The sequence below is a fragment of the Fontimonas sp. SYSU GA230001 genome (assembly GCF_040066175.1).
GTDB lineage: Bacteria > Pseudomonadota > Gammaproteobacteria > Nevskiales > Nevskiaceae > Solimonas.
On the sequence record NZ_JBEAAM010000015.1, the window covers coordinates 36,526 to 48,910 of the forward strand.

The following is a 12,385-nucleotide window of genomic DNA, read 5'->3' on the forward strand; positions in this document are numbered from 1 at the left end:
CAATGGCGGCGGCCCGGAACAGGAGACTGGCCTTGACGCTCGACGCCGCGCCGGTGGATCCCGGCGGCCTGCTGGAATACTCGGTGGTCTTCACCGGCCGCTCGCTCAATCACATGTCGCGTCCGTTCCAGCAGGTGATGCGCGACATCTCTGCCCTGCTGCGGCAGGTCTATGCCGCCGAAGCCGTCGCCGTGGTGCCGGGCGGCGGCACCTACGGCATGGAGTCGATCGCGCGTCAGTTCGCCGACGGCAAGTCCTGCCTGATCATCCGCAACGGCTGGTTCAGCTATCGCTGGAGCCAGATCCTCGACATGGGGCGGCTCGCGGCGCGCAGCACCGTACTCAAGGCAAGCCGCATCGACGACGCGCCGCAGTCGCCATGGGCACCGCCGCCGATCGAGGACGTCGAAGCGGCGATCGCGCGCGACCGGCCCGATGTCGTGTTCGCGCCGCACGTCGAGACGGCATCGGGCATCGTTCTGCCCGACGAATACCTCGATCGCGTCGCCCGGGCGACGCACGCGCACGACGGCCTGTTCGTGCTCGACTGCGTGGCCTCCGGAGCGCTGTGGCTCGACATGCGCGCGCGCGGCATCGACGTCCTGCTGTCGGCGCCGCAGAAGGCGTGGAGTGCCTCGCCGTGCAGCGGCCTGGTGATGCTCGGCGCCGAGGCCCTGCGCCGGCTGGAACAGACCCAGAACAGCAGCTTCGCGCTCGACCTGCGCAAGTGGCTGCAGATCATGCAGGCCTACGAAAACGGCGGCCACGCCTATCACGCGACGCTGCCCACCGACGCGCTGCGCCGCTTCCGCGACGCCGCGCAGGAAACCGTCGGACTGGGTCTGCACGCACTGCGCGATGCGCAATGGCTGCTCGGGCGGCGGGTGCGCGCGATGCTGGCCCGGCATGGATTCCGCAGTGTCGCCGCACCCGGCTTCGAGGCACCCGGCGTGGTCGTCAGCTACACCGACGATCCGCTGATCAGCAGCGGCGCACGCTTCGCCGCCGCCGGCATACAGAGCGCGGCCGGCGTACCGCTGATGTGCGACGAGCCGCCGGACTTCCGCAGCTTCCGCATCGGCCTGTTCGGCATCGACAAGCTGCGCGACGTCGAGGGCACCGTGGCCCGGCTCGAACCGGCGGTGGCCACACTCGCCGGTCGACCCGCCTCGAAGCCCGCCTGAGCGCCGCGGCGATGATGCCGCCGGGCGGGCATCGCTTGACGCAGGTCAGCGCCGAACCCGCGCGTCCGGCCACACTGGACGAGGATGGTGCGACAGTGGGCAGACCGCATGATTGACACCCGGCCCGGGCAACGAACGGCACGCACGGCGCAGCTGACCGCGGGATTCGTCCTGGCCGTCGGCCTGGCGATCTGCGCGAGCTGGTTCCTGGGCGTCGAACACTACACGCGCCTCGTCGCCAGTTCCTCGACGGTGCGCTTCAACACCGGACTGCTGTTCGCGGCGGCCGGCGTGAGCCTTGTCTGCGCGCTGCACGGACGCCGCGCGATCGCGCTGGCCGCTGCGGCGCTGGTGGCGGCGCTGGCGGGACTGACGCTCGCGGAGTACCTGACCGGCGCCGACTTCGGCATCGATCATTTCTTCATGCCCGCACCGACCGCGGTGGACGCATTGCCTTCGGGACGCATGGCGCTGAACACGGCGGTGTCCTTCACGCTGGCGAGCGCCGCGGCGCTGCTGATCGCCTACCGCCAGCAGGCGGTCTGGTCGAACAGCATCGCCTCGATGCTGGGCGCCCTGGTCATGTCCATCGGCCTCATCGCGCTGATCGGCTACTCCGCGGAGCTGCGCACCGCCCTGCAGTGGGCCGGCAACACCCGCATGGCGCTGCTCACCGCGGTCTGCTTCGTCGCCCTCGGGCTGTCCATCCTGCTGACCTCGGCCCACCTCGGCGGGCACCGGACCTGGCAGGACCTGCCCTGGCTGGCATCGGCGACCGGCGTCGGCCTGTCGGCCCTGTCCGCGCTCGGCTGGCACGCCGTCCGCTCCGCGCAGGGGATCGCGCAGGAGCGGATCGCCGATCTGCTGCTGATCCTCGGCCTCGGGGCATCCATGCTGGTCGCCGGCGTGATCGCGCAGATCCGTCATCGCCGCCGGCAGTCGCAGGAACTGGCGCGCACCAACGCGATGTTGCAGGCGCGGTCAGCGGAAATCGAGGATCTGTACGAACGCGCCCCCTGCGGATACCACTCGCTGGATGCCGACGGGCTGATCATCCGCATGAACCAGACCGAGCTGGACTGGCTCGGCCATGCGCGTGCCGACATCGTCGGCCGCAAGCGTTTCAGCGAGCTGCTGACCCCGGCGAGCCAGGCGATCGTGGCCGAGAGTTTCCCCCGCTTCAAGAAGGCGGGCGCAGTCCGCGATCTCGAACTCGAACTGGTCTGCCGCGACGGCCGCGTCCTGCCGGTGATCCTCAGCGCGACGGCAGTTTACGACGCCGCCGGGCACTTCCTGCACAGCCGCAGCACGGTCTTCGACATCAGCGAACGCAAGCGCATCGAACAGGCGCTGCGCGACAGCGAACACCGTCTGCAGCTGCTGCTCGACAACTTGCAGACCGCGGTCGTCGTCCACAATCCCGACACCTCGATCCGCTTTGCCAATCCGTCGGCGGCGGCGATCCTCGGACTGTCGATCGAACAGCTGCTCGGCCGGACGTCGATCGACCCCGCCTGGCATTTCGTGCGCGAGGACGAATCGCCGATGCCGGTCGAGGAGTATCCGGTCAGCCGCGCGATCCACAGCCGCGCCGCACTGCACGATTACGTGGTCGGGGTCCGCATCGCGCCCACCGAGCCCACCCGCTGGGTGCTGACCAACGCCATTCCGGACATCGACGCGCATGGGCGGATCACGCAGGTCGTCGTCTCGTTCATCGACATCTCGGACCGCAAGCGCCACACCGACGAACTGCAGCAACTCGCGGTGACCGACACCCTGACCGGTCTGGCGACCCGCCGCCACTTCGTGGCCACGGCGGAGCTGGAGTTCGCGCGCAGCCGGCGCAACCGCAACGATCTGGCGGTGCTGATCCTCGACCTGGACCACTTCAAGCGGGTCAACGACCGTTACGGCCACGCCGCCGGCGACGCCGTCCTGCAGACCCTGGGCCGGATCATCCACCAGACCCTGCGGGCCATCGACCTCGCCGGCCGCCTGGGTGGCGAGGAGTTCTGCGTGCTGTTGCCGCAGACCACCGAAGCGGAGGCGCTGCGGGTTGCCGAACGCCTGCGCGCCGCCATCGAAACGCGCACGATCGTCCTGCCGGACGGTCAGACCCTGCACGTCACCGCATCGATCGGCGTGGCGTCGCTGGAGGAAGCCGACGCCCGCCTGACCGACCTGATCGGCCGCGCCGACCAGGCGATGTACGCAGCCAAGTGCGCCGGGCGCAACCGCGTGCGCAGCCTGCGCGAGTCGGCCGCGGCCGGCTGAATCGCTACTCGCGCTTCAGCGCATCCGCCAGCGCGGCGCCGAGCGAACCCTGAGCCGGCCTGGCGGCCGACGGCGTCCGGCGGTCGGGTGCGCGCGGTGCAGCACCGCGCGCAGCACCCGCCGCGGCGCCGCCATCGTCCTTCTTCATCGACAGGGCGATGCGCTGACGCTTGAGATCGACATCCACGACGCGCACCCGGACGATCTGGCCGGCCTTGACGACGTCGCGCGGATCCTTGACGTAGCGGTCGGCGAGCTGCGAGACATGGACGAGGCCATCCTGGTGCACACCGATATCGACGAACGCGCCGAAGGCTGCGACGTTGGTCACCGTGCCTTCGAGCCACATGCCGGGGCGCAGATCGGCCAGTTCGTGCACGCCGTCCTTGAACACGGCGGTGCGGAATTCCGGGCGCGGATCGCGGCCCGGTTTCTCCAGTTCCGCGAAGATGTCGCGTACCGTCGGCAGGCCGAAGCGTTCGTCGGCGAACTGACGCGGATCGAGCTTCGCCAGTGCCCTGGCATCGCCCATCACGGCGCGCAGGTCGCGCCCGCAGGCCTTGAGGATCCGCCCGGCGAGCTCATAGGCCTCGGGATGCACCGCGGACGCATCGAGCGGCTCGTCGCCGCCGCGGATGCGCAGGAAGCCCGCGCACTGCTCGAAGGTCTTCGGGCCCAGGCGCGGCACGTTCAGCAGCTGCCTGCGGCTGCGGAACGCGCCGTTCTGGTTGCGGTGACAGACGATGGACTCGGCCAGCGAGCCGCCCAGGCCGGAGACCCGCGCGAGCAGCGGTGCCGACGCCGTGTTGAGATCGACCCCGACCGCGTTGACCGCGTCCTCGACCACCGCATCGAGCGACTTCGCCAGGCGGTACGGATCGACGTCGTGCTGGTACTGGCCGACGCCGATCGACTTCGGGTCGATCTTGACCAGTTCGGCGAGCGGATCCTGCAGGCGCCGCGCGATCGACACCGCACCGCGCAGCGACACGTCCAGGTCCGGAAATTCGAGCGCCGCGGTCTCCGACGCCGAGTACACCGACGCACCGGCCTCGCTGACGACCACCTTGCGCGGCCGCGGCTCCGGCAGCGACGTCAGCAGATCCGCCACCAGTTTCTCGGTTTCGCGGCTCGCGGTGCCGTTGCCGATCGCGATCAGCTCGATGCGATGGGCCTGGATCAGGCGCGCCAGCTCGGCCTGCGCACCGCGCACATCGTTGCGCGGCTGGAACGGATAAATGGTCGTCGTCTCCAGCAGCTTGCCGGTGCCGTCGATCGCGGCCACCTTCACGCCGGTGCGGATGCCGGGATCGAGACCGAGCGTCGGCTTCGAGCCGGCCGGCGCGGCGAGCAGCAAGTCCTTGAGATTGCGCGCGAACACCTCGATCGCCTCGGCCTCGGCGCGGCTGCGCAGCTCCATCATCAGATCGACGGACAGGCTCAGGGACAGCTTCACGCGCCAGGTCCAGCGCACGACCTCCAGCAGCCAGGCGTCGGCCGCTCCACCGTCGGCGCGAATGTTCCAGGCCGCCGCGATCATGCGCTCGACCGGCTTCACCGGCGCCGGATCATCGGCGTCGATCTCGATCTCGAGCATCAGGATCTCCTCGTTGCGGCCGCGCATCATTGCCAGCGCGCGGTGGCCGGCGACCCTGGCCCAGGGCTCGCGATGGTCGAAATAGTCCGCGTACTTCGCGCCGGCGTCCTCCTTGCCTTCGAACACCTTGGCGCGCAGCACGCCGCGGTCACGCAGGTACTGGCGCAGCTGACCCAGCAGCGCGGCGTCCTCGGCGAAGCGCTCCGTCAGAATGTCGCGCGCGCCTTCGAGCGCCATCTTCGCGTCCGTCACCTCACCCTGCACGTGAGCCTGCGCGGCGTCGAGCGGAATCAGCGAGCGGTCGCCGAGCAGCAGATCGGCCAGCGGCTCGAGGCCGCGCTCGCGCGCGATCTCGGCGCGCGTGCGGCGCTTGGGCCTGTAGGGCAGATACAGGTCCTCGACCTCCGCCTTGGTGGTGGCGGCGATCAACCTGGCTTCGAGTTCCTCGGTCAGCTTGTTCTGCGCGCGTATCGACTCGATGACCGCGGCGCGGCGGTCTTCCAGTTCGCGCAAGTAGCCGAGGCGTTCCTCGAGCTTGCGCAGCTGCGTGTCGTCGAGGCTGCCGGTCGCCTCCTTGCGGTAGCGCGCGATGAACGGCACCGTCGCCCCTTCGTCGAGCAGACCCACCGCGGCTTCCACCTGACGCGGCTGCGCGCCGATCTCGACGGCGAGCGTCTGCAGGATGTGGCGGCGGATGCGTTCGGCAGATGCGGACATGCGGCTTCGATCGGGTCGTGATAAAGGTCCGCGACGATACCGGCTTCGCGTGGCCATTCCAATCCGGATGAGCGTGCCGTGCAGGCCCGGCCGCCAGCCCCCTTTGACCGGCGCGCGAATGCCGCCGATGATGCGCCGGCTTAAGTTGACGCCGCCCCCATCACGAGCTTGTGCATGTCCAAGTCAAACAGCCCCCTCGCCCGTCCGCTGACCTTGCCCAACGGCGCCTTGCTGCCCAACCGCCTGGTGAAATCGGCGATGAGCGAAGGCATGGCGACGATGGACAACCGCGTGACGCCCGCGCTGGTGCGCCTGTACGAACGCTGGGCACGCGGCGGCACGGGCCTGTTGATCACCGGCAACGTCATGATCGACCGGCGCGCGCTCGGTGAGCCCGGCAATGTCGCGCTCGAGGACGACCGCGACATGCCGCTGCTGCGGCAATGGGCCGAGGCGGCCACGGGCAACGGCGCGGCGATCTGGATGCAGCTCAACCATCCCGGCCGCCAGTCGCCCAAGGGTCTCAACCGCGAGAACGTCGCCCCCTCGGCGGTGCCGTTCGGCAAGGACCTGCAGGCGATGTTCGCACCGCCGCGCGCGCTGCGCGGCGACGAGATCGAGGACATCATCCGCCGCTTCGCCACCGGCGCGCAGCTGTGCAGGGAAGCCGGCTTCACCGGGGTGCAGATCCACGGCGCGCACGGCTACCTCGTCAGCCAGTTCCTGTCGCCGCTGACCAATCAGCGCACCGATCAATGGGGCGGCAATGCCGAGAACCGGCGCCGTTTCGTGCTGCGGGTACTCGCGGCGATGCGCGAACGGGTCGGCAGCGACTTCCCCATCGGCATCAAGCTCAACTCCGCGGACTTCCAGCGCGGCGGCTTCGAGGAGTCGGAATCCCTGGACGTGATCGCCGCGCTCGCCGACGCCGGGATCGACCTCATCGAGATCTCCGGCGGCACCTACGAGGCCCCGGCGATGGCCGGTCTGCGGGCATCGACCCGGGCGCGCGAGGCCTATTTCCTGAGCTTCGCCGAGAAGGTGCGCAAGCGGGTGTCCACGCCGCTGCTGGTCACCGGCGGCTTCCGGACGCTGCCGGCGATGCGCGAGGCGCTCGAATCCGGCGCGCTGGACCTGATCGGGCTGGCGCGTCCGCTGGCGATCGAGCCGGATGCGTCACGACGGCTGATCGCCGGCGAGGAGACGCGGTTCAAGGTGAAGCCGATCAAGACGGGGATCGGCATGGTGGACCGGGCCGGCCTGATGGAAGTGATGTGGTACAGCCGCCAGCTCAAGCGCATGGGCCGCGGCGAGGAGCCCAGACCCAACGAATCCGCGCTCGTCTCGCTGGCCTGCAACCTCGCCGGAAACGTCCGCGGCACGGTGCAGACGCGCCGCCTGCGCGCCTGAGCGCGGCATGACCGGCACCGCGGGAATCGACTGGCACGGCGCGCGCTATCGTGCCGGCCAGGAGCAGGGCCACTACGAAAGCTGGTTCCTGCGCGCCAATCATCCGCAGCGCAAGCGGGCCTTCTGGATCCGCTACACGATCTTTTCGCCCAAAGGCCGGCCGCAGGATGCGATCGGCGAGCTGTGGTGCGTCGTGTCGGACGGCGAGCGCGGCCGCCTGTATGCGGGCAAGCGCGAAGTACCGATCGACGACTGTGCCTTCGCCGCGACGGGGCTCGACGTCCGCATCGGCGATGCCCGCCTGCACGCCGGCGCGCTCGCCGGCGCGGTCGCGGCACCGCAGACCCTGCGCTGGAACCTCCGCTACGCCGGCGGCGGCGCACCGGCGGTATTCCTGCCGCAGCATTACTACGCGGCCCCGCTGCCCAAGGCCAAGGCGGTCACGCCGCGCCCCTTCGCGCGCTTCGACGGCACGCTCGACGTGGACGGCGAAACCTGGACGATCGACGACTGGATCGGCAGCGAAAACCACAACTGGGGCAGCAAGCACACCGACACCTACGCCTGGGGCCAGATCGTCGGCTTCGACGACGCGCCCGACGCCTTCCTCGAGGTGATCACCGCGCGCATCCGGCTCGGCCCGCTGTGGACGCCCTGGCTGACCATCCTGCTGCTGCGCCTCGACGGCCAGGACCATCATCTCAACACCATCCGCCACGGCCTGCGCGCCCAGGGTCGGTGGCGCTACTTCGACTGGAGCTTCGACAGCGCCGCGCCCGGCCTCCGCGTCCACGGCCGCATCTGCGCCACGCCGCAGGATTTCGTCGGCCTGACCTACTACAACCCGCCCGGCGGCAGCCACACCTGCCTGAACTCCAAGGTCGCGGCCTGCACGCTGACGGTGGAACGCGACGGCAAGCCGCCGCTGACGCTCTCCACGGCGCATCGGGCGGCGTTCGAAATCCTGACCGACGACACCCGCCACGGCATCCCGGTCAGGTGCTGAGGCATCGATCCCGGCGTACCGGACCTCGGGGAAGGCGCGCGGCGCTCAGCGCCCCTGCTGGATCGGCTGCGCGAGGATCCACAGGCCGGCGGTGGTGAAAGCCACCATCAGCACCAGCATCGGCAGCTGGCTCAGCAACGCCCGCCCGCGGCCGGGGAACAGGCGCAGGGCTTCGAGGTGTGCGATCCAGACGCTGACGACGTGGCCGAACAGGATCAGCCCGACCTGCGTGTGCCAAACGGTCCCCAGGTCCGGCAGGATCGGTGCGCGGAACAGCCCGGCGGTGCCGAACAGGTTCCAGCCCCGGCCGAACGGGTCGGACAGCAGGCTGACGATCTTCACGCCCTGCGTCAGGATCAGCGTGTAGTAGTGCGTCACGTTGTACACCAGCGCGATCGGCAACAGCGAGTAGCCGAAGCTCAACGCCAGCTCGTGCAGGCTGTGCCGGCTGCGCCCCAGCCATTTCGCCAGCGCGACGAACAGCAGGTACACCGCCAGATAGAGGAAGGGCGACAGCACCAGGCACAGCGACTCGTAGGCGAGGTAGTACGGCCGCAACTGCACGTAGGCGTGGATCGGCGGCTGTCCGAGCCACGCGGTCAGCAGACCGGTCGGATCGGTCCAGAACCAGCGGTACCACGGCACCGTCGCACGCAGCCCGTCGAAAGCGGTGGACGAGAGCATGAACAGCACGAACACCAGCAGGCTCGTGCTGTCCGCCTTCTCCTCCAGCAGGCCGGCGAAGGGCGCGCGCAGGCGCACGCCGCGGCCGGGGACGTAGTCCAGCGGCGCCATGCGGCCCAGCAGCCGCAGGAACACGCCGAAGAATTCGCCGTAGCGGAACCAGTCCGCGGCGCCGAACAGCCACACGGCGGACAGGTTCAGCAGCGTGTAGCCGGTCAGCCAGCCCGCGAGCGACTGCGGCCGTGTGAAACCGAACAGCTCGACCCAGATGAACACCATGTACAGCGCGAGCGCGGGCCAGTAGGCAAGCTTGCGCGGATATCGAATGCGGCCGCGCGTGAAATCCGTCCACACCCGCCCGACCAGGGCCGCGAGCGTCCGCCACGGATTGAGCAGGGCATAGACATCACCAACCAGTGCCGTCAGCCAGGCGAAACCGAGCACGAACACGACCCAGAAAAAGGTCATGTTGAAGTTGCGGTACGGATCGCGCGTGCCCCAGAAGCCGGTCAGCACGCACAGCAGCAGGCCGGACAGCGCGAGCGCGCGCAACAGCTGCGGCACGTGCAGGCGCCGCAGGCCGCGCAGTGCGAGTACGCCGGACTGCTGGCCTGACGCTGCGGGCGCCGCTGGCGCCGGCGCGGTGCCGAACCAGGCCACCACCAGGAAGGACAGCACCAGCGCCGCCGCCGCACCGTAGGCGTACATCCAGAACGGCACCGGCAGGTTGTAGATCCGCCCGAAGGAATGGGCGGCGGCCGTGGACGGCAGGGCGGCGCCGGCCAGCACCAGCGCCGCCGTGCACGAGCGGATCTCAACGCGGGCTGACTTCGAGCACGCCGACTTCGGCATGGACGTGATGCAGCTCGATCTCGAAGCGGCCGGCGTGCTCGGCGACGAAGGCCAGCGTCGCCGGCTCGCCGGCCTTGAGCTGCAGCGACAGGTCGTAGCCATGCAGGTGCAGTTCGTCGTCCTTCGCGCTGGTGACGATCAGCTCGACCGGCTCCCCCTGCCGCACGTGCAGCACGCCGTCGCTGCCGGGCGCGGCGGGAATCGCGAGACTGAAGCGACGCGGCTGCGGCACCGGCGCGGGGCTCGCCCCTGCGGCGGCGACGACCGCCGCCGGAGCGGAAACCGGAACCGGCGTCTCCGCGGGCGGACGCAGCACCAGCCACAGCGCGGCGAGCACCGCGACCGCGGACACGCAGAACAGCAGCAGACGCATGAACGTCCCCGGCCTCAGCGATTGACGGTCTGCTCCCACATCCGCAGGTAGGCCTCGGCCGAGTTGTACAGCGCGTCCAGCGCCTCGCGCCCGCCTTCCAGACGGATCTCCTCGACGTAGTCCGCGACCATGCCGTAGTGCGCAGTGCCGACCTCGTCGATGTTCCAGGTCTTGCCGCTCTCCGGAACCGTCTGCAGCTTGAAGGTCACCGGCGCAAAGCCGCTGAACTGCGGACCCCAGTCCTCACCCTGGAACAGCGTGAACGGATACTGCACCGGCGTCGCGCCCGCGCCGCGCGGCCCGGCGCGATTGGCGATGCCGTTCGCGTCCATGCCGTAGCCGAGCGCGATCGGATCGCTGCGGCCGGACGCCTGCCACACCGGCTTGAGCTTGTTGAGGAAATCGACGTGACCCTTGCCGTTGGGCTTCATCGGATAGATGAGACCGCCGATGGCGAGGATGTCGCGGGCCTGCTGCATCGAGATGCCACCGTGGCCGCCGTGCGCCGAGATCAGCGGGTACGGCGGGGTCTGCGCCTTGGCCATGTCGATCATGTCCTGCTTGATCGACAGCTCGGCGTGGTCGATGTCGATGATGAACTTCTTCTCCATCAGCTTCTGCAGCGCGTAGCGGCCCAGCTCGGTCATGCCGCGCGCGTTGCACTGGCGGCGATCCGGCGGGTAGATCGGCGCCGGTCCCTGCAGCAGGCCGATCACGGCCGAGCTGAGCGGATCACTGCCGGTGCCCGGCACGGCCGTCGTCATGTAGGCGCCGGCGTTGTAGAAGTAGGCCTCGCCCTCGCCACCGTCCGGGCAGTCGTAGGTATCCCAGAAACGGCGGGTGCCATAGAAGCCGACCAGGTTCAGCGCGTCGCCATTGAAGATGCCGGTACCGCCCAGCGCGCTGTTGACGTCGTGGTACGGGAAGATCTCGCGCACGCCGAGATTCCACACCTCCTCGATCTCGCGGTCGATGTCCTCCTTCGTGCAGCCCGGCGTTTCGGTGCCGAGCAGCGGATTGAAGGTGACCGTGCAGTGGAACACGTTGGAGAACTCCAGGCCGGGAACCACGGCGAGCTTGCCCTCGTTGATCACGCGGCGCGCCTCGACCGGATCGCCGACGATGCGGAACCAGCCCTTGCCCGGTCCGCCTTCCTGCGCATCGACGTAGTCCTGCAGCTGCTTGAGGTACTTGACCTGGCCGATGCCCAGTTCCATGTCGCGGCACTCGTAGAGCGCGGCTTCCGGCTTGACCGTGGACATGTAGATCCGAGCGACCTCGCACAGCGCTTCGATGTTGGTGCCCTCGGACACCATGATGCGCAGGCCCGCCTTCCACGCGCGCTCGACCCACTTGTAGTACATCGCCTGGTGCAGCTGCGAATCCGCGGCCGGCCAGTCGACGAACGTCGGCCAGCCCTGGGTGTCGTGCGTCTTCAGCGGCGTCATGTCGAGGATCAGGGCCTCCGGATCGCGCGTGCCGTTGGGACCGTGGAAGTCCTCGCAGTCCTCCAGCGCGTGCGGCACGCCGAAGCGGTGGAACATCTGGCCGTACATCGCCCCACCCGCCGAGGGACCGACGATCTCCTTGCCGTCGGACATCTCGTGCCCCATCGCCATGTGCGTGTGCACCTCGGCGAAGCCGACCACCGGCTGCTCGATGCCGCGGCCCTTGTACGTGGTGCCAACGACATCGTCGTCGATCTCGGGATAGGCCGTGCATCCGCCGACCGGAACGAAGGCGAACTGCCCCGGCGTCGCCGCCAGCGCCAGTCGGCCTTGTGCGTCGGTGGCCAGGCTCTGGTTCGCGCCTTCGAGCAGTGCCGTGTAGCGGCCCGAGGCCGGCGCCTGCACGACCCAGTTCGACATCGCCGACGGCGCGGTCGCCGCCGTGACCGCGCTGCCGCTGCCGGCCAGCAACGACCGATCCGCGGCATAGAACAGGTACTCGCCGAGCGCCGTCGGCTTCATGTAGAAACGCTCGGCGGCCGCGGCGCTCGCGGCACTGGCGGCATAGCCGTTGCCGTCGCGCACGACGAACGTGCCCGAGGTCAGGGACTTGAGGGCGAAGCAGCGGTTGGCCAGGTCGAAGCGTGTCGCCGGCGCCTGCTGCGGGCCTGGACCCTCTGCGCCGTTACCACCACCGCCACCACCGCCACAGGCGGACAAGGCGAGAGCGAGCATGACGGACGCGGCGCTGGGGATGGGATGACGCAAGGGAGGCTCCGGATCGTGGTTGTCGCGACCGCGCATCCTAGGCAGGCAGCGCCTCGGCGGCCAGAGTAG

Annotated in this window: 8 protein-coding genes; 4 read left to right on the plus strand and 4 right to left on the minus strand. The window is 69.5% G+C overall.

The features are described 5' to 3' along the window. The first annotated feature begins 32 nt into the window (after window positions 1-32). On the plus strand, window positions 33-1,184 hold the full coding sequence (locus AAG565_RS09250) for an aminotransferase class V-fold PLP-dependent enzyme (protein ID WP_348819298.1): 1,152 nt from the start codon (window positions 33-35) through the stop codon (window positions 1,182-1,184). A 108-nt stretch (window positions 1,185-1,292) separates the two neighbouring features. Continuing rightward, window positions 1,293-3,461: a diguanylate cyclase gene (locus AAG565_RS09255; protein ID WP_348819299.1), complete on the plus strand. Its 2,169-nt coding sequence runs from the start codon at window positions 1,293-1,295 to the stop codon at window positions 3,459-3,461. 4 nt (window positions 3,462-3,465) lie between these two features. Here the strand turns inward: AAG565_RS09255 and AAG565_RS09260 are convergent, their stop codons facing one another. Continuing rightward, on the minus strand, window positions 3,466-5,775 hold the full coding sequence (locus tag AAG565_RS09260; RefSeq protein ID WP_348819300.1) for a Tex family protein: 2,310 nt from the start codon (window positions 5,773-5,775) through the stop codon (window positions 3,466-3,468). 174 nt (window positions 5,776-5,949) lie between these two features. On the opposite strand from AAG565_RS09260, the gene AAG565_RS09265 reads away from it, so the two are divergent. Together AAG565_RS09265 and AAG565_RS09270 are read left to right on the plus strand one after the other, a co-directional pair. Beyond that, window positions 5,950-7,185, plus strand: a complete 1,236-nt coding sequence (locus AAG565_RS09265; protein ID WP_348819301.1) for an NADH:flavin oxidoreductase/NADH oxidase family protein — start codon at window positions 5,950-5,952, stop codon at window positions 7,183-7,185. Between the two features lie 7 nt (window positions 7,186-7,192). Further along, window positions 7,193-8,191 (plus strand): hypothetical protein, encoded by a 999-nt coding sequence (locus AAG565_RS09270; protein WP_348819302.1) that lies wholly within the window; start codon window positions 7,193-7,195, stop codon window positions 8,189-8,191. 45 nt (window positions 8,192-8,236) lie between these two features. Here the strand turns inward: AAG565_RS09270 and AAG565_RS09275 are convergent, their stop codons facing one another. From AAG565_RS09275 to AAG565_RS09285, 3 genes are read right to left on the minus strand one after another with little or no spacing between them, the layout of a single operon-like run. Next, complete coding sequence (locus tag AAG565_RS09275; protein WP_348819303.1) at window positions 8,237-9,727, minus strand: hypothetical protein; 1,491 nt, start codon at window positions 9,725-9,727, stop codon at window positions 8,237-8,239. Continuing rightward, window positions 9,690-10,100 (minus strand): hypothetical protein, encoded by a 411-nt coding sequence (locus AAG565_RS09280; protein ID WP_348819304.1) that lies wholly within the window; start codon window positions 10,098-10,100, stop codon window positions 9,690-9,692. The genes AAG565_RS09275 and AAG565_RS09280 overlap by 38 nt, the downstream gene beginning before the upstream one ends. A 14-nt stretch (window positions 10,101-10,114) precedes the next feature. Continuing rightward, the gene (locus AAG565_RS09285; RefSeq protein ID WP_348819305.1) at window positions 10,115-12,316 is read right to left on the minus strand and encodes a peptidase M19; all 2,202 of its coding nucleotides are present in this window, start codon (window positions 12,314-12,316) and stop codon (window positions 10,115-10,117) included. Between the last annotated feature and the right edge of the window lie 69 nt (window positions 12,317-12,385).

Coding starts and splice junctions, on each gene's coding strand:
- AAG565_RS09255 (WP_348819299.1), top strand. CDS start 1,293: ATGATTGACACCCGGCCCGGGCAACGAACGGCACGCACGGCGCAGCTG.
- AAG565_RS09260 (WP_348819300.1), bottom strand. CDS start 5,775: ATGTCCGCATCTGCCGAACGCATCCGCCGCCACATCCTGCAGACGCTC.
- AAG565_RS09280 (WP_348819304.1), bottom strand. CDS start 10,100: ATGCGTCTGCTGCTGTTCTGCGTGTCCGCGGTCGCGGTGCTCGCCGCG.
- AAG565_RS09275 (WP_348819303.1), bottom strand. CDS start 9,727: ATGCCGAAGTCGGCGTGCTCGAAGTCAGCCCGCGTTGAGATCCGCTCG.
- AAG565_RS09265 (WP_348819301.1), top strand. CDS start 5,950: ATGTCCAAGTCAAACAGCCCCCTCGCCCGTCCGCTGACCTTGCCCAAC.
- AAG565_RS09270 (WP_348819302.1), top strand. CDS start 7,193: ATGACCGGCACCGCGGGAATCGACTGGCACGGCGCGCGCTATCGTGCC.